Source organism: Mycobacterium florentinum, assembly GCF_010730355.1.
Taxonomy (GTDB): Bacteria; Actinomycetota; Actinomycetes; order Mycobacteriales; family Mycobacteriaceae; genus Mycobacterium; species Mycobacterium florentinum.
Map to the genome: position 1 here is coordinate 542,774 of NZ_AP022576.1, position 21,982 is coordinate 564,755.

Annotated in this window: 23 protein-coding genes; 15 read left to right on the forward strand and 8 right to left on the reverse strand. The window is 64.8% G+C overall.

From position 1 onward, the window contains the following. The first annotated feature begins 48 nt into the window (after nt 1-48). Entirely contained in the window at nt 49-1,179 is a 1,131-nt protein-coding gene (locus G6N55_RS02690) for a nitronate monooxygenase (protein WP_085220141.1), read from the forward strand. A 6-nt stretch (nt 1,180-1,185) separates the two neighbouring features. On the opposite strand, the gene G6N55_RS02695 is transcribed toward G6N55_RS02690, so the two are convergent. The 4 genes from G6N55_RS02695 to G6N55_RS02710 are packed head-to-tail and all read right to left on the reverse strand — an operon-like array spanning nt 1,186 to nt 2,371. Next, nucleotides 1,186-1,410: an Rv1893 family protein gene (locus G6N55_RS02695; RefSeq protein ID WP_085220140.1), complete on the reverse strand. Its 225-nt coding sequence runs from the start codon at nt 1,408-1,410 to the stop codon at nt 1,186-1,188. A gap of 55 nt (nt 1,411-1,465) precedes the next feature. Continuing rightward, on the reverse strand, nt 1,466-1,756 hold the full coding sequence (locus G6N55_RS02700; protein WP_085220139.1) for a hypothetical protein: 291 nt from the start codon (nt 1,754-1,756) through the stop codon (nt 1,466-1,468). Nucleotides 1,757-1,761: 5 nt separating this feature from the next. Next, entirely contained in the window at nt 1,762-2,160 is a 399-nt protein-coding gene (locus G6N55_RS02705; protein ID WP_085220138.1) for a hypothetical protein, read from the reverse strand. A gap of 37 nt (nt 2,161-2,197) precedes the next feature. Beyond that, nucleotides 2,198-2,371, reverse strand: a complete 174-nt coding sequence (locus tag G6N55_RS02710; protein ID WP_163667145.1) for a hypothetical protein — start codon at nt 2,369-2,371, stop codon at nt 2,198-2,200. A 111-nt stretch (nt 2,372-2,482) separates the two neighbouring features. Between G6N55_RS02710 and G6N55_RS02715 the strand changes: the two genes are divergently transcribed. The 4 genes from G6N55_RS02715 (at nt 2,483) to G6N55_RS02730 (ending at nt 6,375) form a co-directional block, all read left to right on the forward strand. Beyond that, entirely contained in the window at nt 2,483-3,757 is a 1,275-nt protein-coding gene (locus G6N55_RS02715; protein WP_085220137.1) for a cytochrome P450, read from the forward strand. A gap of 17 nt (nt 3,758-3,774) precedes the next feature. After that, nucleotides 3,775-4,788 (forward strand): alcohol dehydrogenase catalytic domain-containing protein, encoded by a 1,014-nt coding sequence (locus tag G6N55_RS02720; protein ID WP_085220136.1) that lies wholly within the window; start codon nt 3,775-3,777, stop codon nt 4,786-4,788. A gap of 13 nt (nt 4,789-4,801) precedes the next feature. Beyond that, complete coding sequence (locus G6N55_RS02725; RefSeq protein WP_085220135.1) at nt 4,802-5,350, forward strand: YceI family protein; 549 nt, start codon at nt 4,802-4,804, stop codon at nt 5,348-5,350. Nucleotides 5,351-5,445: 95 nt separating this feature from the next. Beyond that, a complete protein-coding gene (locus G6N55_RS02730) occupies nt 5,446-6,375 on the forward strand; it encodes a class I SAM-dependent methyltransferase (protein WP_085220134.1) in 930 nt (309 codons plus the stop codon). On the opposite strand, the gene G6N55_RS02735 is transcribed toward G6N55_RS02730, so the two are convergent. Further along, nucleotides 6,372-7,490: a DUF7159 family protein gene (locus G6N55_RS02735; RefSeq protein ID WP_085220551.1), complete on the reverse strand. Its 1,119-nt coding sequence runs from the start codon at nt 7,488-7,490 to the stop codon at nt 6,372-6,374. The genes G6N55_RS02730 and G6N55_RS02735 overlap by 4 nt on opposite strands. Before the next feature lie 635 nt (nt 7,491-8,125). On the opposite strand from G6N55_RS02735, the gene G6N55_RS02740 reads away from it, so the two are divergent. The 7 genes from G6N55_RS02740 to G6N55_RS02770 all read left to right on the forward strand — a co-directional run bounded on the left by G6N55_RS02740 (nt 8,126) and on the right by G6N55_RS02770 (nt 13,388). After that, the gene (locus G6N55_RS02740) at nt 8,126-9,115 is read left to right on the forward strand and encodes an esterase family protein (RefSeq protein WP_085220133.1); all 990 of its coding nucleotides are present in this window, start codon (nt 8,126-8,128) and stop codon (nt 9,113-9,115) included. 15 nt (nt 9,116-9,130) lie between these two features. Next, nucleotides 9,131-9,718: a chorismate mutase gene (locus G6N55_RS02745; RefSeq protein ID WP_085220132.1), complete on the forward strand. Its 588-nt coding sequence runs from the start codon at nt 9,131-9,133 to the stop codon at nt 9,716-9,718. A 120-nt stretch (nt 9,719-9,838) separates the two neighbouring features. Further along, nucleotides 9,839-10,249 (forward strand): resuscitation-promoting factor RpfC, encoded by a 411-nt coding sequence (gene rpfC / locus G6N55_RS02750; protein WP_085220131.1) that lies wholly within the window; start codon nt 9,839-9,841, stop codon nt 10,247-10,249. 37 nt (nt 10,250-10,286) lie between these two features. Continuing rightward, entirely contained in the window at nt 10,287-10,760 is a 474-nt protein-coding gene (locus tag G6N55_RS02755; protein WP_163667147.1) for an SRPBCC family protein, read from the forward strand. 14 nt (nt 10,761-10,774) lie between these two features. Then, on the forward strand, nt 10,775-11,617 hold the full coding sequence (locus tag G6N55_RS02760) for an SDR family oxidoreductase (RefSeq protein WP_085220129.1): 843 nt from the start codon (nt 10,775-10,777) through the stop codon (nt 11,615-11,617). Between the two features lie 9 nt (nt 11,618-11,626). Next, a complete protein-coding gene (locus G6N55_RS02765; RefSeq protein WP_085220128.1) occupies nt 11,627-12,043 on the forward strand; it encodes a lipoprotein LpqH in 417 nt (138 codons plus the stop codon). Nucleotides 12,044-12,065: 22 nt separating this feature from the next. Next, a complete protein-coding gene (locus tag G6N55_RS02770; protein WP_085220127.1) occupies nt 12,066-13,388 on the forward strand; it encodes a cytochrome P450 in 1,323 nt (440 codons plus the stop codon). Here G6N55_RS02770 and G6N55_RS02775 read toward each other — a convergent pair. Further along, nucleotides 13,385-14,299, reverse strand: a complete 915-nt coding sequence (locus tag G6N55_RS02775; RefSeq protein ID WP_085220126.1) for a dienelactone hydrolase family protein — start codon at nt 14,297-14,299, stop codon at nt 13,385-13,387. The two genes, G6N55_RS02770 and G6N55_RS02775, sit on opposite strands and share 4 nt — an antisense overlap. Before the next feature lie 81 nt (nt 14,300-14,380). Between G6N55_RS02775 and G6N55_RS02780 the strand changes: the two genes are divergently transcribed. Then, a complete protein-coding gene (locus tag G6N55_RS02780; protein WP_085220125.1) occupies nt 14,381-14,824 on the forward strand; it encodes a nuclear transport factor 2 family protein in 444 nt (147 codons plus the stop codon). Between the two features lie 2,271 nt (nt 14,825-17,095). Further along, nucleotides 17,096-17,269, forward strand: a complete 174-nt coding sequence (locus G6N55_RS02785; RefSeq protein WP_232078908.1) for a 5'-phosphate oxidase — start codon at nt 17,096-17,098, stop codon at nt 17,267-17,269. A gap of 1,410 nt (nt 17,270-18,679) precedes the next feature. On the opposite strand, the gene G6N55_RS02790 is transcribed toward G6N55_RS02785, so the two are convergent. After that, entirely contained in the window at nt 18,680-20,614 is a 1,935-nt protein-coding gene (locus G6N55_RS02790; RefSeq protein WP_085220124.1) for an adenylate/guanylate cyclase domain-containing protein, read from the reverse strand. On the opposite strand from G6N55_RS02790, the gene G6N55_RS30080 reads away from it, so the two are divergent. Then, complete coding sequence (locus tag G6N55_RS30080) at nt 20,613-20,738, forward strand: hypothetical protein (RefSeq protein WP_264002026.1); 126 nt, start codon at nt 20,613-20,615, stop codon at nt 20,736-20,738. The genes G6N55_RS02790 and G6N55_RS30080 overlap by 2 nt on opposite strands. A gap of 126 nt (nt 20,739-20,864) precedes the next feature. On the opposite strand, the gene G6N55_RS02795 is transcribed toward G6N55_RS30080, so the two are convergent. Next, a complete protein-coding gene (locus tag G6N55_RS02795) occupies nt 20,865-21,980 on the reverse strand; it encodes an amidohydrolase family protein (protein WP_372517609.1) in 1,116 nt (371 codons plus the stop codon). Nucleotides 21,981-21,982 lie beyond the last annotated feature (2 nt).

The following is a 21,982-nucleotide window of genomic DNA, read 5'->3' on the forward strand; positions in this document are numbered from 1 at the left end:
TACTAAACTAGAACACGTTCCAATTCGGCCAGCATCCCAGGAGTTGTAATGCACACCCCTATTTGCGACGAACTCGGTATCGAGTTCCCGATCTTCGCCTTCACGCACTGTCGCGACGTCGTGGTTGCGGTCAGCAAGGCCGGGGGGTTCGGCGTGCTCGGGGCGGTCGGCTTCACGCCCGAGCAGCTCGAAATCGAGCTCAACTGGATCGACGAGAACATCGGCGACCACCCGTACGGCGTCGACATCGTGATCCCGAACAAGTACGAGGGCATGGACTCGAACCAGTCAGCCGAAGATCTCGCCGAGACACTGCGCAAGATGGTTCCGCAGGAGCACCTGGACTTCGGCAAGAAGATCCTCGCCGACCACGGCGTGCCCGTCGAGGACAGCGACGGCGACACTCTGCAGCTGCTCGGGTGGACCGAGGCGACCGCCACGCCGCAGGTCGAGGTGGCACTCAAGCACCCCAAGGTCAAGATGATCGCCAACGCGCTGGGCACCCCGCCGGCGGAGATGATCAAGCACGTCCACGAGGCCGGGCTCAAGGTGGCCGCGCTGTGCGGCTCTCCCTCGCAGGCGCGCAAGCACGCCGACGCGGGCGTCGACATCGTCATCGCCCAGGGCGGCGAGGCCGGCGGCCACTGTGGTGAGGTGGGTTCGATCGTGCTGTGGCCACAGGTCGTCAAGGAGGTGGCCCCGGTGCCGGTCCTGGGCGCGGGCGGCATCGGCAGCGGCCAGCAGATCGCCGCGGCGCTGGCGCTGGGCTGCCAGGGCGCCTGGACCGGCTCGCAATGGTTGATGGTCGAGGAATCCTCGAACACCCCGGTGCAGCAGGCGGCCTACATCAAGGCAGGCAGCCGCGACACCGTGCGTAGTCGTTCGTTCACCGGCAAGCCAGCCCGCATGCTGCGCAACGACTGGACCGAGGCGTGGGAGAAGCCTGACAACCCGAAGCCGCTCGGTATGCCGTTGCAGTACATGGTTTCCGGCATGGCCGTGCGAGCCACGAACCGCTACCCCAACGAATCCGTCGACGTGGCGTTCAACCCCGTCGGGCAGGTCGTCGGTCAGTTCAACAAGGTGGAGAAGACGTCGACGGTGATCGAGCGCTGGGTGCAGGAGTACCTGGAGGCCACGGCCAAGCTCGACGAGCTCAACGAGGCCGCCAGCGTCTAGCGGCGACTACTCGTCGTCGACGTCGTACTTACCGCCGGTAAAGACTTCCTTGGTTCTTTCCACTGCATGAGTGGCGATGTCGATCGAATTCTCGACGATGCCGCTGACCCCTCCCTTGAGGTCGCCGCGGATGATGTCACTGGCGTTTTCGACTATGTCCGAAGCCTTTTCGACGGCATTGGTCGCGATGTCCTTGACCGCGTCCACGGCGTCTCTGGGGTTGACCGCCACCGGAGTCTCCTAATCGTTGCTGGTCTTGAAAGAACTTGGTTACGACTCTAGAGGGTCAGTAGTTGACCAGGGTGCGCCAATAGTCCTCGGGGATCTCGGCGCCGGAACGCAGAATCCGGGCCAGCCCGACGGCCATCGCGATGCCGAGCAGGCCCAGCCACAGCCCGGCCAGTCCGATCACCGCCCAGAGCGCGGCGGTGACGGCGGGCCACGGCGATAGGACCGCGAGCACCGGAGCGAAGAAGAAGCCGGTCCCGATGTACCAGGCCGAGCCGGCCCGGTCCGACGCCAGCACGAAACGCAGCCACCGGGGAATCGGAGTTTGCGTCGGCTGACGTTCGCGCATGATCGCTATCCCGACGGCGGGAAGAACCCTGCGCCGGTGAACCAACCCTCTTGCCAGCCTTGAGCTCCCAGGCACAACATGGGAAGTCCCCGGTCCGACTGCGCCGCGGTCTGCGGGCCCGGGCACTTGGCTCCGGCCTGCTGCACGCCGTACAGCGGATACGAGATCACCCAGTAGCCGGTGGTGGCCGGCGGGAACTGGTTGGCCGGCGGGAAATGGCAGGCCTCGGCCTGGCCGCTGGGGCCGCGGCCGAAGATGAAGCGCTCGTAGTTGTCGCAGGGTGCGCCCAACGAGGCCTGATAGTTCATGTTCGGCACATCGCCCTCGTAACCGGCAGCCGCGCACGGCGCCCCGGTGATGGCGCCACCCGTGATCGCGGCGACGGCGAGTACTTCGCGAATCATGCGTCTCCACCCCTTCGCGTAAGCGTCAGCCGGTCCGTCAGCGCCGGTGACCTGGACAAAGCATATCTATTGTGGTCCAGGCCACAAGGCCCGGGCGGCCGAACGCGGCCGCGGGTCCTGCCAAGCCGCCCGCGGCGATGCCGTTCGGCTGGTCGTTGCCGCTGGTGCGGATCGGCCGGCGCGCCGCCCGGAACCCGTCGTCGGTGAACATGTTGCAATTTGGTCGGTCGATGTTGTGTCAATGCTTCCCATCGGTGGTGTTGCAGTGGTTTATTTGGCACAAGACTTACGACTAGAAGACTTCGTATCGAGGAGTTGGCCAATGACGACCATCAAGCCGATCCCGAATCTCCCGCCGGGGTTCGATTTCACCGATCCAGACGTCCACGCGGAACGACTGCCGGTGGAAGAACTGGCCGAGCTGCGACGCACCGCGCCGATCTGGTGGAACGAGCAGCCTGCCGGTTCGGGCGGATTCGATGACGATGGCTACTGGGTGCTGTCCAAGCACAAGGACGTCAAAGAGGTTTCGCGGCGCAGCGATGTGTTCTCCAGCCTGGAGAACACCGCGCTGCCCCGCTACCGCGAGGGCACGGTCCGCGAGCAGCGCGAGACGGGGAAGTTCGTGCTGCTCAACATGGACGCCCCGCAGCACACCCATCTGCGCAAGATCATCTCCCGGGGTTTCACTCCCCGCGCCGTCGAGAAGTTGCGCGACGACCTGAACGAGCGCGCCCGCCAGATCGTCGCGAAGGCCGCCGCCGAAGGCTCCGGCGATTTCGTCGAGCAGGTGTCGTGTGAGCTTCCATTGCAGGCCATCGCGGGGCTGATGGGGGTGCCGCAGGAGGAACGCATGAAGCTGTTCCACTGGTCCAACCAGATGGTGGGCGACCAGGACCCCGAATTCGCCCGCAACGACGCGATGGGCGCCTCGGTCGAACTGATCACCTACGCCATGCAGATGGCCGCCGACCGGGCGCAAAACCCCGGCGACGACATCGTCACCAAGCTGGTCCAGGCCGACGTCGACGGCCACAAGCTCTCCGACGACGAGTTCGGTTTCTTCGTCATCCTGCTGGCCGTGGCCGGCAATGAGACCACCCGCAACTCCATCACCCAGGGCATGATGGCTTTCACCGATTTCCCGGATCAGTGGGAGCTGTACAAAAGGGAACGTCCCGCCACCACCGCCGACGAGATCGTCCGGTGGGCCACCCCGGTCACGTCGTTTCAGCGCACCGCACTCGAGGACTACGAGCTGTCCGGGGTGCAGATCAAAAAGGGCCAACGAGTGGTGATGGTCTACCGCTCGGCCAACTTCGACGAGGACGTGTTCGACGACCCGTTCACGTTCAACATCTTGCGCGATCCCAACCCGCACGTGGGATTTGGCGGCACCGGCGCGCACTACTGCATCGGTGCAAACCTGGCGCGCATGACGATCGACCTGATGTTCAACGCGATCGCCGACGCGATGCCGGACATGAAGTCGGCCGGCAAGCCGGAGCGGCTGCGATCGGGCTGGCTCAACGGAATCAAGCACTGGCAGGTGGATTACAACACCAACGGATCCGGGGAATGCCCTGTCGCCCACTGAGACCCGGGGGGTAGATAATGCCGACACACCAAGCCGTCCAAATGCGGTCCCCCGGTGGGCCTTTGGAGCTGGCAGAGGTTGAGACCAAACCGCCCGGCCGTGACGAGGTACGCCTGACGGTCACGGCTTGTGGCGTGTGTGGCACCGACCGTGCGTTCGCCAACGGCGGCTTTCCAAGCATGACGTGGCCGCTCACCCTTGGCCACGAAATCGCCGGAACCATAGCCGAACTCGGTGAGGGCGTGCAGGGATTCGCGGTCGGCGATCGGGTCGCCGTCGGCTGGTTCGGTGGAAACTGTGACCGCTGCGAATCCTGCCGCAGGGGCATCTTCATCCACTGCGCGAACATGAAGGTCCCGAGCTGGCAGTACCCGGGCGGTTACGCGCAGTCGGTGACGGTGCCGGCCAACGCGCTAGCCCGGATTCCGTCCGAGCTGTCGGATGTGGAGGCGGCCCCGATGGGCTGTGCCGGTGTCACGACGTACAACGCCTTGCGTCACACCAAGGCGCTGCCCGGTGACCGGGTCGCGATTCTCGGGGTCGGTGGACTCGGGCACCTCGGCGTGCAGTTCTCCCGGGCGATGGGTTTCGAGACCATCGCGATTGCCAGGGGCGGCGGCAAAGAATCCGATGCCCGGAAATTGGGCGCCCATCACTACATCGATTCCACCAGCGGCGACGTCGCCAAAGCATTGCAGGCGCTGGGCGGCGCGAGGGTCGTGCTGGCCACCGCATCGAACTCGGCCGCCATGGCCGACACGGTCGGCGGGTTGCTGCCCCAGGGCGAATTGATCACCATCGGCGTCACCACGGAGCCGCTGCCGATCAGTCCGGTACAGCTGATCACGCCGGGTGTGAGCATCGTCGGGCACCCGTCCGGCACCTCGAAAGATGTCGAAGACACAATGCATTTCGCGGTGCTGTCGGGAGTGCGGGCCTGGATCGAGGAGTTGCCACTGGCGCAGGCCGCCGACGGATACGCCGCGATGGAGCAAGGGCGAGCGCGCTACCGCACCGTGTTGACCATGTGAATACAGTCGGTCTGTGACCGACTCGTGGACTCTGGACGCTGCCGACGGCGAACTACAACTTCGTACCGCCGTCAAGGGCCGGGCCGCGCGGATGGGCCATCGGCTCACCATCGCGATGACGCGCTGGAGGGCCGCCGTGCGGTGGGCCGGCACCGATCCCGTCGCGGCCGAATTGACGGTGGAGGTCGGCTCGTTCGGCGTGCTGAGCAGTCAGGGCGGTGTCAAGGGTCTGTCGGGTCCCGAGAAAGCGCTGGTGCGCTCGAACGCATTGAGCTCGCTGGGCGCCGACCGCTTCCCCGAAATCCGCTTCACCGCCGACGTCATCGAAGAAACCAAAAACGGCTACCGCCTCAGTGGCACGCTGGAGATCCGCGGAAAACAGCGCGAGCACGTAATCGACTTGCACACAGAAGATCTCGGTGATTCCTGGCGAATGTCTGCCGAATCCACGGTTCGCCAGACCGACTACGGCATCAAGCCGTACTCGCTGCTGATGGGCTCGGTGCAGGTCGCCGACGACGTGACGCTGTCTTTCTCCGCGGTTCACGCCAAGGACGATTGAATGCCACGGGCGGTAGTCGTCGGCGCGTGTATCCTCGGTAGAAGTTCATTACCGCCGCTAAGTATCGATTAGCTGTCTCGCCGAAGGAAGGCAAAATGCCTCGTACAGACAATGATTCGTGGGACCTGGCGACCAGTGTCGGAGCGACCGCTACCATGGTGGCCGCCGGCCGGGCCGTCGCGACGAAGGCGGCTAAGCCGCTGATCGACGATCCCTTCGCCGAACCGCTGGTGCGAGCCGTGGGAATCGACTTCCTCGCGCGATGGGCTAACGGGGAGATCGACGCGGCCGACATCGACGGCGCCGAAGACACGTGGGGTTTGCAGCGGATTGCCGACCTGATGGGTGTCCGGACCCCGTACTTCGACGGGTTTTTCCGGGATGCGATGGACGCGGGTATCCGCCAGGCCGTCATCCTGGCCTCGGGCCTCGACGCGCGCGCCTACCGGCTGTCCTGGCCGGCCGGGGCCACGGTGTTCGAGATCGACCAGCCCGATGTGCTCGAGTTCAAGAACTCCACGCTGGCCGATCTCGATGCGCGGCCGACCGCCGAGCTGCGTGTGGTGCCGATCGACCTGCGCCACGATTGGCCAACGGCGTTGCGCGAAAAGGGTTTTGATCCGACCCGGCCCAGCGCATGGATCGCCGAAGGGTTGCTCGCGTTCCTACCTCCCGATGCGCAGGATCGCTTGCTGGACAACATCACCAGCCTCAGCACGGCCGGAAGTCGGCTTGCTGCAGAGATTTTCGGCAGCCGTCCGGACGAAAACGGGGAGCAGGCAAAGGACATGGTTGCCGTCGCCGGCGAGCGGTGGCGCGAACACGGGTTCGATGTGGAGCTGGCCAACTTGCGCTATGACGTCGAGCGCAATGACGTTGCCGCGTACCTGTATCGCCACGGTTGGCGGACGGAGGTCCGGACCCTGAATGAATTGTTCGCGTCCAACGGACTACCCGAAGTACCCTCGACCGCCGGCAATCCCGCTTCCGACGCCTACTACTGCACCGCGATCAAGCAGCCCTAGGGCTGCGTCGGGGTAGCCGGCGACGTCGGATCGCCGGTGTCGCCGGGGATGTGTTCGAGCACCCTCGTCAAGTACGGTTGCGGGCCGTTCGGGTCGGGCTGTTGCTCGACCGGAGGGCCCTCCTGCGGTACGCCGGGTTTCGAAACCGGTTCACCGGTGGCCGCCCAGCGCCGCGCGGGCGCCTCGGTCGGCGGTGCGACCGCGGGCGCCACGGCTTGGGCAACCTGCGGTGCCTGGTCGTGCACGACGTGCTTGCCCGGGGCGCGTCCCGCTTCGGGAGCCAGCTGAATACCCACGGCAATCGCCAGCGAGGAGACAAAGGTGATGGCGCCGGCGGCCAACGCGGTCACCGCGCCCGCGTAGGACAAGTGGCCGGGCCGCCGCGCCGGCACGGCCGGCGCGGGTTCGGTGTTCTGTGCGATCAGTCGTTCGTCGGTGAAGTCGGTGCTTCGCGCCGCGGCCAGTGCCGCACCGCGCGCGACCGTCACCTGGGCCATCGTCTGTGCGAAGACCGGCACCGGCAAAGCCTTTTCGAGCTGCCAGGAAAACCCGTCGATGTCGCTGTCCGCGCCGACGACCACCACCCCGCCCGGACGCCATCCGCTGCGGTCGAACATTCCGGTCAGCCAGGATCGCAGCCCGTCGAAGCCGCCGCTGATGTGCTTTACCACCGTTTGGGTGTCGCCGTCATGGGTGTCGACCATGACGACCGTGGCCCACTCGTGTTCGAGAACGCAGACCGCGGTCTGCTCGTACCCGATGACGGGCGCGATCGCCCGCGCCAGGGTCTCGACGGCCTCGAGCAACCGGACCGGCACCACATTGTCGAATCCGGCGTCGGTCAATGCCTCCAACAGCAGGGCGGCTTGGGCGGCGGCCTCGTCGTTCCACGTCACCCCGATGACGCGCAGATGGTGATCGCTGGCATCGGCCTGCGCGTCCACCCGCAGGACCTCTTGTGCAACCTGCTCTGCGGTACTGACGGCGGGTACGCCGTCCTCGGCGTGCAGCGCCGATTCCTGGTGGTCCAGGATGGTGCCGTCTGCGCCGTGTCCCTCAGCAAGGACCCACCCGCAGGCGGTCGGCGTCAGTGATAGCCCTAGTACCGTGTCCAAAATTTGCACCTCAATCGTCCCGCCGCGGCCCCGCCGAACCGTCACGCACCCCAAACTCCGCGGTGCGGTGATTCGTGAGGGCCGGAACGGACCGGGTTAGCGTTCGGTCTCCATCGGCTTGCTCCGAGAGAGCCTACGCGGTCGTGAAAGGTTCGGCTGCACCGATCTCGGATCCCGCGAAAACTCGGGCGTCCCCAACATCGGCGACCGAATCGAACTAATTGTCGACCGCGTCAGGTGGTGCCGCTCGGGCTCAGCGGCGGTGGTCCGTCGGAGTACCACGCATCAATCCGACTAACCGTCGGGCCGATTGGCCCGCGCCGTAGGGCGTGTCGAAATCGGTGACCGCCGCGAATTGACAACGTTTGTAGCCTACGTTGTCGCATGCCACTCCCCTCGTGCATGGAACTCAAGGCAAAGCCTGCTACCTGGCGTTTTACCCGGCGAGACCCCCGAATGAGAGCGCGGCAGGGGGCGCGAGCCTTCCGGATCACTTATCGCACTAGGGTTATTTTTGGCACTAGCCGAAACAAAACTGGGATGACAACGCGTCCCAATCGACATTTCAGCTATTCACACGGTAAATTCTGCCGAGGGCACCGCGCGACGACATACGACCGACAAGGGGCACAGGTATGACAGACGTGAGCGAGAAGATCCGGGCCTGGGGGCGCCGGCTTTTGGTCGGTGCGGCAGCGGCTGCGGCCCTGCCTGGTCTGATCGGTCTTGCCGGCGGCGGGCCCACCGCGAGTGCGTTCTCGCGACCTGGCCTGCCGGTCGAATACCTGCAAGTCCCGTCGGCGGGGATGGGCCGCAGCATCAAGGTCCAGTTCCAGAGCGGGGGCAGCGGCTCACCCGCGGTGTACCTGCTCGACGGGCTGCGGGCCCAGGATGACTACAACGGCTGGGACATCAACACCCCCGCCTTCGAGTGGTACTACAAGTCGGGCCTGTCGATCGTCATGCCGGTTGGTGGACAGTCGAGCTTCTACACCGACTGGTACCGCCCCGCGTGTGGGAAGTCCGGCTGCTCGACCTACAAGTGGGAGACCTTCCTGACCAGCGAGCTGCCCGGGTACCTGTCGTCGGAGAAGGGCGTCAAGGCCAACGGCAGCGCGGCGGTCGGTATCTCGATGGCGGGTGCCTCGTCAATGAACCTGGCGATCTACCACCCTGCTCAGTTCGTCTACGCCGGTTCGCTGTCCGGCTACCTCAGCCCGTCCACCGGGCAGAGCTGGATAGGCCTGGCGATGGGTGATGCCGGCGGCTACAAGAAGGAAGACATGTGGGGGCCGGACAGCGACCCCGCGTGGCAGCGCAACGACCCGTTGGTCAACGTCGGCCAGCTCGTCGCCAACAACACCCGGCTCTGGGTGTACTGCGGCAACGGGACTCCGAACGAACTGGGAGGCGCCAACCTGCCGGCCACGTTCCTGGAGAGCAACTTCATGATCGGCGTCAACAAGAAGTTCCAAGACGCCTACAACGCAGCGGGCGGCCACAACGCCGTGTTCAACTTCCCCAACTACGGAACCCACAGCTGGGAGTACTGGGGCGCACAGCTCAACGCGATGAAGGGTGACCTGCAGACCACCCTTGGTGCGACCCCCGGCGGCGGTGGATAACCCCCTTAATTTCGGATGTCGCTACTGCGCTTGACGGCAATCGTCAGGCGCAGTAGCGCGTTAAGGGCCTTGCTGACCGCGTTGCCGGCCGCCACGCTGCTGGCCACACCGGCACGAGCCGACGCCAGCGCGCTGACCGAGCTGGTCGATGCGGCCGCGCAGCGGTTGCAGGTCGCCGAGGCGGTGGCCGCCTACAAGTGGATCGCGCATGTTGCCGTCGAGGATCCGGACCGCGTCCAACAGCAACTCGCCAAGCTGAGCGCCGACGCCGCCGGCGAACACATCGACCCGAACTACGTCACCCGGGTATTCGGGGACCAGATCAACGCTACCGAAGCAATCGAGCACAGCCGGTTCGCGGAGTGGAAACTCAACCCGCCGAGCGCGCCGGCGGCGGCTCCCGACCTGTCGGTGTCCCGGTCGACGATCGACGGCCTCAACCAGACGATGCTCAACCAGATAGTGATCCACTGGGACCTTCTGCACTCGCCGGCATGCGCCCCGCAACTCGACGCCGCACGGGCCGCCGTCACCCGTGCTCGCCTGTTAGACAGGCTCTATCAGCAGGCCCTGAAGCTGGCCACGCAGTCTTATTGCAGTTAACGATCCGGCATCAGACGGTGTGACGTGCTGATTTCATTGCCATAGAAATGCCATAAATTTCTTATCTCGCGAATCAATCAAATCGGTAACGCTTTCTGCACACATGCCGAATTGCTTGACATGAGAAACTTGGGGAAGCCTCTCGTGAAATACGCCGTCATCGGCGGATTCCTCGCGGCGACGCTAGGCCCGGCGACCGCCGAGGCCGGCGCGGCGCCCACACCCAACTGGGACGCGATCGCGCAGTGCGAGTCCGGCGGCAACTGGCACGCCAACACCGGAAACGGTGCCTACGGCGGACTGCAATTCAAGCCGGCCACCTGGGCCAGTTACGGCGGTGTCGGCAATCCCGCCGCGGCCTCGCGCGAGCAGCAAATCGCGGTTGCCAACCGGCTTTTCGCTGACCAGGGTGTGGAGCCCTGGCCCAAGTGCGGTGCTAACTCGGGTCTGCCGATCGGGTGGTACTCGCACCCCGCGCAGGGCATCAAGGAGATCATCAACGGCCTCATTCAGGCGGCGGTCCCGCACTGATGATCAAATCGGGCGGGGCCTAGGTTCACGCCCGGGCATGTGTTTGGATCGGGCCATGGAAGGTTCGGCGACTGTACATATGGCGGCACCCGCGGACAAGATCTGGAACCTGATTTCAGACGTCCGCAACACCGGGAAGTTTTCGCCGGAGGTCTTTGAAGCCGAGTGGCTGGGTGAACAGACAGGTCCGGCCCTCGGTGCCAAATTCCGGGGTCACGTTAAGAGAAACGAGATCGGGCCGGTTTATTGGACGGTCTGCGAGGTAACCGCTTGCGAACCCGGCCGCGAATTCGGCTTCTCGGTCTTGCTCGGCGACAGGCCGGTCAACAACTGGCACTACCGCCTCGCGCCGTCGGGTTCCGGGACGGATGTGACCGAGTCTTTCCGGCTCACCCCCGCCCCTTGGCTCGGGGTCTACTGGTTGCTTGGCGGCTTTCTGCGCAAGCGCCGCAACGTCCGTGATATGACCAAGACGCTCAACCGCATCAAAGATGTGGCCGAGGCGGGCTGACCAGGAAGGCTTGTATGCCAAGCGTTAAATCGGTCTTCATCACCGGCGCGGGCAGCGGGATGGGCCGTGAAGGAGTCCGGCTCTTCCACGCCAACGGGTGGCGGGTCGGTGCCGTCGACCGCAACGCTGACGGCCTGACGGCGCTCGGTCAGGAGCTTGGCGACGAGCGCCTGTGGACTCGCCCCGTCGACGTGACGGTCAAGGCGGATCTGGACGCAGCCCTGGCCGACTTCTGCGCCGGCAATGCCGATGGCGGGCTGGACATGATGTGGAACAACGCCGGGATCGGTGAATCCGGGTGGTTCGAGGACGTGCCCTACGAGGCCACGATGCGCGTCGTCGAGGTGAACTACAAAGCAGTGCTGACAGGCGCTTACGGCGCACTGCCCTATCTCAAGAAAACTCCCGGCAGCCTGATGTTCTCGACGTCGTCGTCGTCGGCCACCTACGGGATGCCGCGCATCGCGGTGTATTCGTCGACCAAGCACGCCGTCAAGGGACTGACCGAAGCGCTGAGCGTGGAATGGCATCGCCATGGTGTGCGGGTCGCCGACGTGCTGCCCGGTCTGATCGACACCGCCATCCTGACCACGACGCCCAACCACTCCGCCGACGGCGGCGCCCCGATGACCGCTGACGAGCTGCGCGCCAGCGCGCCGAAAAAGGGCCTTATGCGGCTGATGCCGGCGGCCAGTGTGGCCGAGGCCGCGTGGGAGGCCTACCACAACCCCAAGCGGCTGCATTGGTATGTGCCGAAGAGCATTCGGATGATCGACCTGCTCAAGGGCCTCAGCCCCGAGTTTGTCCGCGGCCGCATCGCCAAATCGCTGCCCGGGCTGATGCCGAAGGGGCAGTAAGGAGCGGAAGTGGCGCAGTACAGGTTGGTTGCGGTCGGGTGTGTGCTGGCCGCCGGCGTCGCGGGCTGCGCGGAGCCCCAGACGACGCCGCGTGCCGCCGCACACCTGACCATCGGGGGTGCCAGCCATGCGGCCCGCCCCCCCGCGTGCAGCCAGGTGCAGTCCTTCCGCACGATCGACATCCCTGACCGCGACGGCCAGGTCGAAGCGGTGGTGCTGCTCAGCGCCGCTCGGGCGATCCCGCAGTGGGTGAAGATCCGTAACGTCGACGGATTCACCGGAAGCTTCTGGCAAGGCGGGGTGGGCGACGCTCGCGTCGACGTGGCCAACAGCGCGTACACGATCACCGGCCGCGCCTACGGCATCAACAACAGCAACCCCAACAAGGTCGTCACCACGGACTTCAAAATCACCGCCGAGTGCTGAACACCGGCCGTAGGGAGGCGCTGTGAAGGAGCGATTGCACTGGCTCGCGATGCACGGCTTCATCCGGGGCGTCGCGACCATCGGGCTCCGTCGCGGCGACATGCAGGCCAGGCTGATCGCCGACCCGAGGGTCGCCGCCGACCCGGTGCCGTTCTGCGACGAATTGCACGCAATCGGCCCGATGGTGAAAAGCCGCGTCGGATATCTCGCTGTCGACCATGGCGTGATCCACAACCTGTTGCGATCCGACGACTTCCGGGTGCTGGTGCTGGGGTCGAATCTGCCCGCGCCGGTGCGATGGCTGGAGCGCCGCGCCCGCGACGACCTGCTGCATCCGCTGCGGGAACCCTCGTTGCTGGCCACCGAACCGCCGGATCACACCCGCTACCGCAAGACGGTGTCGGCCGTGTTCACGTCGCGCGCGGTCGCCGCGCTGCGGGACCGCGTGGAGGAAACCGCGGCCACCCTGTTGGACGAGCTGGCCAGCGAGCCCGGCGTGGTGGACGTCGTCGGGCGGTACTGCTCGCAGCTTCCGGTCGCCATCATCAGCGACATCTTGGGTGTGCCCGAGCGAGACCGCCCGCGCGTCCTGCAGTTCGGCGAGCTGGCCGCCCCGAGTCTGGACATCGGGTTGCCGTGGCGCCAATACCGCAGGGTGCAGCAAGGGATCGCCGGGTTCAACGCGTGGCTCGTCGACCACTTGCAGCAACTGCGGCGCTCGCCCGGCGACGATTTGATGAGTCAGCTGATTCAGACCGCCGAAAGCGGCTCGGCCGAAACACATCTGGATGAAACCGAACTTACCGCGATCGCCGCGTTGGTATTGGCCGCGGGTTTCGAGACCACGGTGAATCTGTTGGGCAACGGGATTCGCATGCTGCTCGACGCGCCCGAACACCTCGAGACGTTGCGCGAGCGTCCCGAGTTATGGCCGAACGCCGTCGAAGAGATCCTGCGGCTGGACTCCCCGGTGCAACTCACCGTCCGCAGGGCCGTCAATGATGTCGAGCTGGTGGGTAGGCAGGTCAACCGGGGCGACGTGGTGCTGCTCTACCTGGCTGCCGCGAACCGGGATCCGTCCGTGTTCGGAGATCCGCATTGCTTCGACATCGAACGCCCCAATGCGGGAAGGCATCTCGCATTCTCCGGAGGCCGGCACTTCTGCCTGGGCGCCGCACTGGCCCGCGCCGAGGGCGAGGTCGGGCTGCGGGCCTTCTTCGACCGGTTCCCCGACGTGCGGGCGGCCGGTGCCGGTACTCGTCGAGACACCCGGGTACTGCGGGGTTGGTCGAGCCTGCCGGTAGCACTCGGCCGGGCGCGATCGATGGCCCCCGTCGACCTCTAAGGACTCAGGTACCTGCTCAACCAGTCCAACAGGCGCTGCCAGGCGTCGGCCGCGGCCGTTGCGTTGTAGCGGGGGCCGGTGTCGTTGAAGAAGGCGTGGTCGGCGTTGGGTTCCACCACCAGGTCGTTGACCAGCCCGAACCGGTCGAGGGCGGCCTTGGCTGCGGCTTGCGAACCGGTGACCCGGCTGTCCAGGGCGCCGTAGATAGCCAGCACCGCGGCCTTGCACCCGGCGAAGTCGGGGTTGGGAGGCAACGGCCCGTAGAACGGCACGGCGGCCGAGACTCCCAACGCGCCGGCGCTCAGCAGTTGCCACACCAGTCCCCCGCCGAAGCAGAAACCGACCACCCCGACCTTGCGCCCCGGTGCCCGAAGCTTCAATTCCGCGATGCCGGAGTTCATGTCGTGGATGAACTGTTCCGGCTCGATAGTGCTCAGCGCGGCCGTCGCCTCCGCGGGATCGCGAAACGCCGCGGTCCCGCCCTTTTCCGAGAGCAGGTCGATGGCGAGCGCCGAATATCCGGCCCCGGCCAGCCGGCCGGCGACCGATCGGACCCAGTCGTTGAGTCCTTTGTTCTCGTGGATGACCAGGACGGCGCCCTTCGAATTGGCGGCCTGCGCCCACGCGCCTTGCAGCTGACCCACTGAACCGGCCCATGAGATCGGCGACGTGGGCCGGGCGCTCGCCGTGCCGGGCGGTCGCGCTGGGCCCGTTGATGTTTCGGGCGCCGGCGCAGCTTTGGGAGTCTCCGACCGGTCCCGCGCCACCGAGCAGGAGGTGAGCAGCGCGGCGGCCGCCGCGGTCCCCAACCCGAGCAGGGACAGCCGCCGCATGGCTTCGCGTCTGGTCAGCAGGCCATCGACGTGGTCGGTCGCGATCTCGTCGGCGATGTAGCGCTGCAACGGGTTCACCTTCGCGAGTATCCGCCTGCGCAACCATGGTTGACACCCGCACCACGAGCGAGTTTATTTGCCGGTATGACAGAAGTTTCTATGATCGCGGCTGAGGACGTCGTACTCGGGCTGTGGCAGGCGCTTTCGCGGCGGGATTGGGATGCGGTCAAGACGTTCTTGGCGGACGACTGCCTCTACGTCGACATGCCGGTTCCCGCGGTGTCGGCGCGCGGGCCCGAAGACATCGTGAAGCGACTCAAGATGGGACTCGAACACCTCGCGGGCTACGAGAATCACGACGGTGTGCTGCTGTCCAATGGCACCGACGTGATGTACGAGCACTCCGAAACTTGGACGTTCAGCTCGGGTGAACAGGGCGTGCTGAGATTCGTCACGGTACATAAACTCGCCGACGGCAAAATCACTGTCTGGAAAGACTACTGGGACATGAACAGCCTGGTCAGCTTCGCGCCGCCGAACCACTTCGAGGCGTTGGCAAATGGCGATGTGAGCTGGATATTTGATGCGTCAGGGCTCGTCTGACGTCGGCTTCTGAGATGACAAGCGGCTATGGCGCGAGCGTAATCAGGCCGGGCCCCCCAGGGGCAACTCGGCCGCGGCGCGGTGCGGTGCTCATGAAGAAATCGTCCCTCAACCCCCGCACTCGCGGAAACCCGGCGTCTCACGAATTTGGGTGCGGTGCGCCTCGCCGAACTAGCCAGCAACCAGCTCATCAACCCTGGTCGCCCGTGATTTCGGACGGCGTCACCCTGGTCAGCTTCGCGCCGCCGACCACTTCGAGACGTTGGCGACCGCCGATACATCCTGAGTTTTCGATGCTACTGGTCTGATCTGAGCCGTCTTTCATTCGGTCGTGGATGAGTTAAGCGGATACTGGTTACCCGTGAGTATCATCTAGCGCGCCACAGCTCATCTCGGTTATGATCCTCACCGGCCGATCGGGTCTGAATGCGGCGGTGGGCGCCTTCAAGCCAGCTATTTGTTGTTCGGAGTCTGGAGCGGCCTTTCCTGCGCCTCCTGACGCCGCATCCCGGCTTTCCTTGAGCCGGGTTATACCTGGATGAATGGAGTGCAATGTCGCGCATAACCAACAAAGTCGGTGTCGCTTTGATCCTGGGCTTCACCGCCGTGACGGCTTCGGGATGTTCGCCGGTCCTGTCGCTTTTCTCCTTTTGATGCCGTGATCCGCGGGGAATTCTTCTCGCTTCGGGCCTAATCCCGGAACGTGGTTTTGCTCGCGGATGCCCGACGGACGGGCCGTCAGCGGTCGGCGGATGCTCAAAAGGCACGCTGACGCCAAGTGCGCGACGGAAGCGCTTGAAGGCGGAATGTCCATCCCGGGCCGTCGTCGGCGAGCGCGGCCGGCGCTCGCCGACGACGAACCCGCGCCGCCGCGCGGCGGCGCGAGACTCCCTTATCAGACAACTGCGGGTCACTCATATGAGTTTGCGGTGAGTAGCGGCGGATGGCGCGCGTTCGAGCGGATTTGTTCTGTTCGACGACAGTCGCAGTTACGTGGCGATACCTAGCCCCGCAACCCATATTGGCTACCGTGTGCACCGCATCGGGACTGAATGCGGTGGCGGGCGATTCTGCGCCAGCTACCAGTCCTGAAGGCCCGGAGATGGCCCTGATTGCGTCCGCCGACGTCGCGGCTGATGCGGCTTCATTTGGGCCGGGTGAAACCTTGATGAACGGACTGCTTAATGTCGCGCGTTACCAGCAAAGTTCGTGCGGCTTTGATCCTGGACTATGCCGCGCCGATGGGCTCCGGATGCTCGCCAGCCTTTCCGGTGGCTCCTTTTGAGTCCCGCGAAACCGCGGGATAGTCCCATGGTTTTCGCGAACGTAAAAATCTCGGCCGAGGGCTTTTCATGTGCTGCCGATCGACGGACAACAGTGCACGTCAGTGAGATTTTCTGCCGGTCGGACGGACCTGAGCATCGCTTCACTCAGCGACACGGGCACATTACTTCATGGTAAAGCTAGCATGTCTAGTAGATCTCGGGTTACTATCGGCACCGGCCGATTCGGGTCTGAATGCGATGGTGGGCGCCTTCATGCCAGCTAATTATTGTTCGGAGTCAGGAGCGGCCGTTTTTTGCGCCTCCTGACACCAAAAACCCGGCTCCTACTTGAGTCGGGTGCAAACCGGGACGAATGGAGTGTGTTATGTCGGGCGTAACCAGCAAAATCAGTGTCGCCGTAATCCTTGGCTTTACCGCCGTCGCGGCGACGGGATGCACGCCGGTTCTATCGCTGATCACCATCTCGATGTAAGTTCACGTGGCTTGTCGCACTGTGCTCTGGTCACGCGCGGGTGAACGCTAGTCAAGTTGTTTGCTATGGTGCGGGGCCCTCTACACGACATGACGCCCTCGGGTAGGCATCATGTGTGTCCGCGCGGTGCGGGTGTTCGCCAACGCATTCTCAGCAGCCAGCCGCTCCGCGCCACGGGCGCGTGGGGCCGGCACGGCGTCTGCTGGCTTGGCGAGCACACCTAGTGCGTTGAGGTACCCCAGGGCGGCACTTTTCCAATCGTGCCGTTGCGGTGTTCGTCGTCTGTCCGGGCCGCCGATGGTTGCGGCCCGGACAGACGTGCGCTGCATCGCCGCCCAGACAGCAGCAGCGCGATCTGGGCGGCCCCGCCGACGGGGATTGGGTGCGGCGCCGCCTCAATATCGGTCTGTGGATGGCTGGGCGCCGTGGCTCGTCGAAGTCGGGCGCCAACCGCTACCTACGGCGTGTTCATCTGCGACGCTTTAATTGCATCGCGACGGGGAGGAGGACCTGATGGCGCGCTTCGAAACCGAAATGGAAGTCTGCCCGCATTGCCGGCGGGCAGCCGAGGCCACAGTCGAGTACGTCCGCGACGCCGACGGCAAGGTCGTCCGCAGGCGGGTACACGATATTAACTGCCGATACGGCGACTGCCCGGGTAGTGAAGTGCCCCCGCACTGGGGCTAGTCCGGATTGCCATCACGAAAATCGGCTAGGAAACCGTTCTCGACCGTCTCGTCGTCACCCCGGAGTGGTTCGCCGCACCCACAAATCGAGCCCTTGCGGTCGCGGACACGCGGGTAGTCCGGCCGATCTTCCGACCGCCTCCGGCCTGCATCCCTTGTCCCAGCTGATTTCCCAGTGATCTTGATTTGAAAGAGGTTGCGCTGCAGTAGATTTCGATGGCACATACCGGGGTTCCTGCGAGCGGCGGCGGAATCGTACCGATTGAATGCAATAGCGGGAAAAAGTTTGCGGCGATTTCGGGAAAACACTCGTGATCAAGCTCTTTGGCGTCGTATTGTACGTGTGTCTCGGGCACAGATCGGCTCTCTGGTAACAGATTGTCCTTAGACGAAACGGGGGCAACACCATGTCACGTCTCAGCAGTAAAGTTGTCGTCGCCTTGATCCTCGGCTTCACCGCGCTTACGGCATCAGGGTGCACGATCCCACTCACCATCGACCCAGGTGGTTCCGGCTTAGTCTTTACGCCGTAGCAAGGCGCTTATCGGTCGTGGGGTGACTCCGCGATAATCCCTGTGCGAGCAGGGATTATCGCGGATCCCCGGCTATGGCCCTGTTCGAACCGCCGCCAGCGCGCTCGCGCCATGCGGATTGGGCCGGCGTCTGATCAGGAATGCATCTGACGACAAGCCGCATCACGGATGTTGCTTGTCTAGGACGCCTTGAGGGCAGGTCGAGCCGGGGCGCGGATCGATGCCGTATACTCAGGCGTCGCCGAAATCCACTGTGCTGCAAGCGAAGTTTGGCGGACTCCCCCGGTGTAATGATCACCGTGAAAATCAGCCGACCGCTGGCGGCGCGGATACGTATTCGCCAGTGCGCACGATCGCGGCGCCGAGAGACCAGTGATGCTGTGGCGCAACCGGGTTGACGGTGCACCATGACCGTCGCGCCTTCGGGCTCGGCACACTGAGTGCGCGCCCCAAGGGTCGCGATCGGCTTACTTGCGATCTAGATGAATGGGTTGGTCGCTATCCGGCGCTGCAGGTGAGTGGGGCGCAATCGATGGTGAGTGGGATCGTGCACCCTGATGCCGTAAGCGCGGTGAAGCCCAGAATAAGGGCGACGATGAATTTGCTCGTGTGACGTGACATTCAGTTCCCCCGTTCGTTTTCCGAACGATCTGTTGCCAGACATATGGATTTGTGTATGCCCGAGTTACCCCGAGGCGCCTGATTCTACGCCGTCAATCCAGCTGCGCCAAGAGGTTTCGTCGTGTGGAAGACCGTCGCACTGGTGCGTGTTGATCGCGCGAAATGGGGTGTTTTTCCACTACCCCAACGATTTCCGCGTCAACGGTCCCGGTTGATCGGTTGGACGAGAAACATAGCAAACACATGAAAAGGCATTGCTATGAGGCTAATTCGTGCAGCACGCAAAGTCGGACGGGATCGCGCTTGCCTTTGACCTTCACCCAGCCATGGCGGCTGACCCGGGCGGTCGTACCGAGCTCGGTCGAGGTGCTGGGGCCGATCACCACCTGGCCCGGCTCGGCCAAGTTCTGCAGGCGTGCGGCCAGATTCATGGTGTCCCCGATCGCGGTGAAGCTGCGCATCTGCTCGGCGCCGATGTTGCCCACCAGGGCGGGCCCGGTGTTGATCCCGACCCGAAACCGCGGCCAGTCGGTATGCCCGCACGCCGCCTCCTCGACGACGGAGTGCAGCTCGAGTGCGGCACCCGCGGCCCGCAACGCGTGATCGGCCTGGCGAGCCGGAGCACCCCAAATCGCCATCACCGCGTCGCCGACGAATTGCAGGACGGTGCCGCCCGACTCGAGAATGACCGGAACGACCGCGCCGTAGTAGGTATTCAGCATGGTGACCACTTGCTCCGGAGATGTTGCTTCCGCGAATGGGGTGAAGCCATCCAAGTCGGCCATCAACACCGTCACCTCGGTGATCGCGCCACCCAGACCGGCCTGATCGGGGTCGGCGAGCAGCGCGGTCGCGACCGCGGGCGACATGTAACTGCGGAACAGGCCGTCGAGGTGGTGGTAGAGCCGGGCGTTTTCCAGTGCGATCGAGGATTGAGTGGCGAACGATCCCAGCAGCGCGACGTCGGCCTCGTCGAACGCGCCGTCCGGTCGATACGCCTCGATCAGACCGGCGACCTGCCCCTTGACCATCAGCGGCAGCTCCAGCGCAGCGACGGATATCGCGTCGTCGCGAAAACTGAGCGTCCCGTCGCGCATGATGCCCAGTCGAAATCGGTCCCCGGGGAAGGCGTCGGCGATGGCCGCCATAACCCGGGCAAGCAATGCGTCCTCGTCCTGGATGACGCTGGACTCCCGGCCCAGGGCGATCAGGGTGCCCAGCTTGCGCACGCGTTCGCGCTCGGTGCCGAGCGCCTCCGCGCCGCGCTTGAGGACCGCGACCTGTTGTTCCGATAGCTCGAACCGGTCGGCCAGCCGTGCCGCGGCGGCGCCGGGCGGCACCTGGTCGCCACGCTCGCGGCGCTGCAGCACGTCGACCATCTCCTCTAGCGCCACGGCATAATCGCGGCGCAGATCGGCGATGGTCTGCTGGGTGGCCAGTGAATCGAACAACCCTCGCACCGAGCCCTCGCGGCGGAACTGCACCCGCGCGCTGTAGGCGATGAAACAGAAGGCCAACGTCATGAGCACGTGCCACAGCCACCAGGACGCGTGCCAGCTCATGCCGAGTGCCAGCGCCACCGACGCCTCGGCCAGCAGCACGAAGGCGCTGAGCACCGACATGACGACAACCGCGGGGCGTCGACGATAGATCGGGAAGTAGGCCAGCGCCGCCACCGTGAACAACGCTCCGCCGCCCAGCGCCCCGATCTGTTCCAAGTCTTCCAGCACCGCTTGATTCGGTAATCGGTCCAGCGTGCCGCACAGGATCAAGACCGCCGAGGCCACCATCAGGACCCAGACCAGCGTCGACAGCCGTCTTCGCCACGCCCATAGCCGGGCGTTTCTCGACGGGGTGAAATTCACCGCCGACGCCAGGGCGATCCCACCGGCCAGGACGAGGCCCATCCGCGTCGGCAACATGAACTCCGCGTCGGAGGTCTCCAGCAGCACGCCCGGCGTGAACAGGGCGTGCACCCCGAAAAAGCCGGCCGTCGTGATAAATACCAGCGATACCAGCCACAGGCGGGCATCGTCGCGGGTGCGCGCCTCGCGGCCGATCAGGGCGCCCAGCACCACGCTCACCAGGGCCGCCGATAGGACGAGCACGAAGTGCGCCACCCGGTTGTCCCACTCCAGGTCGACCTTGGGGATGCCCAGCAGTAGCCACAGTGCCAGCATCGGAAGGGCCATGTGTATCAACCAATTCGCGGTGCGCACTCGCGATCCCGGGCTTGTGGTGGCGCTGCTCGTCGTAGGCCGGCCACGCCAGCCGATCCGCCGGCTCGTGGCCCGCATCGAAAAAGCCACCCCCTAGCTGATATGCCTTCGAACCCGCCGCGCTCGGGCTGGTTCGATTCCAGTAAACCGCATGGCGCAATGGGAAATTCCCATTCATCGGCAATCGTGATGACAACGCGAGATGTCTGCTCGGCCTGGTTGTCTAGCCCGCGCCGAGCCGATAGACGCGGGCGGCGTTCTGGTGGGCGATCAGATCGACCACCCGGATCGCGTCGGCCTCGCTCCACTCGCCGTCCTCGACGAAGTCGTGCAGCACCCGATGAATCCCCCTGCGCCACAACGTAGCACCCAAATAGTGCAATTCAGCCGGCCCGAAGCCGTCCGAGGAATACAGGATCTTGCGAAACGGTGCCATTTCCAGCAGCCGGGCGATGAACGCCGGTGCCCGAGCACCCAGGTGATTGATGCTCAATCCGCCGTCGAGGTAGACGTTGTTGAAGGCTTGCGCAAGATAACCCGCCTCGCGCTCGTAGGGGTAGCAGTGCAGCAACATGATCGGGGTGTCGCCGGATTGACGCAGAAATTCCAGCAGATAAAGCGGATTGGCTTTGTGGAGATCGCAGTCGCGGTCGCCGAAACCGACATGGAATTGCAGTGGCTTGCCGAGCCGCAACGCCTGGTGCAATCCGAAACGCAGCAGAACTCGATCCTGTAGCCGGGTCCCGCCGAGATCCCGCCATCGGTCGGCGGCCTCGGCGACTTCGGCTGCGCGCGGTTCGGTCAGGTCGCCGTCGAAACCGCCCCGGTAAGCCAGGATTGACTTGGTGCCGACGGCACCGGGCGCGCGCTCATTGAGGATCGCTTCGAATGCCGACGCGTAATCGCCGGGCGCTTGCGCGGCCTGTTCGGCTACCTGCTCGAGACGAACGATCTCGTGTGCACGGTTACCGGACAATGCGGTGAATTCGGCGATATCTGTTGTGCCGGACGTGATTCCGGTGTCCACCAGCCAGTCGCTGACTCCGGCCGCCGGCAGGAACAGCTGCGCCAGCTCGCTTTCGGTGAATTCGCTGCGACGCTCCCAATAGACTTGTGGATCAATGTGTTTGGGCAATTCCAGGATCGGGGCGCAGTGGGCCCGCACCGCGAAGCCGAGCTGTGAATCGAAGCCCGAGTCGGCCAGGGGTTCGGTGTTGGCCTCGTTGAGGGCGTTCTCGAAGCGTCGCCGATCCCCCGGCTCCGACCAGCAGCCGTGGACATGGTGGTCGATCAATGCCACTTCGCCGATGTGGCGGGCGAGCGCCGACGAGCCAGCCACCG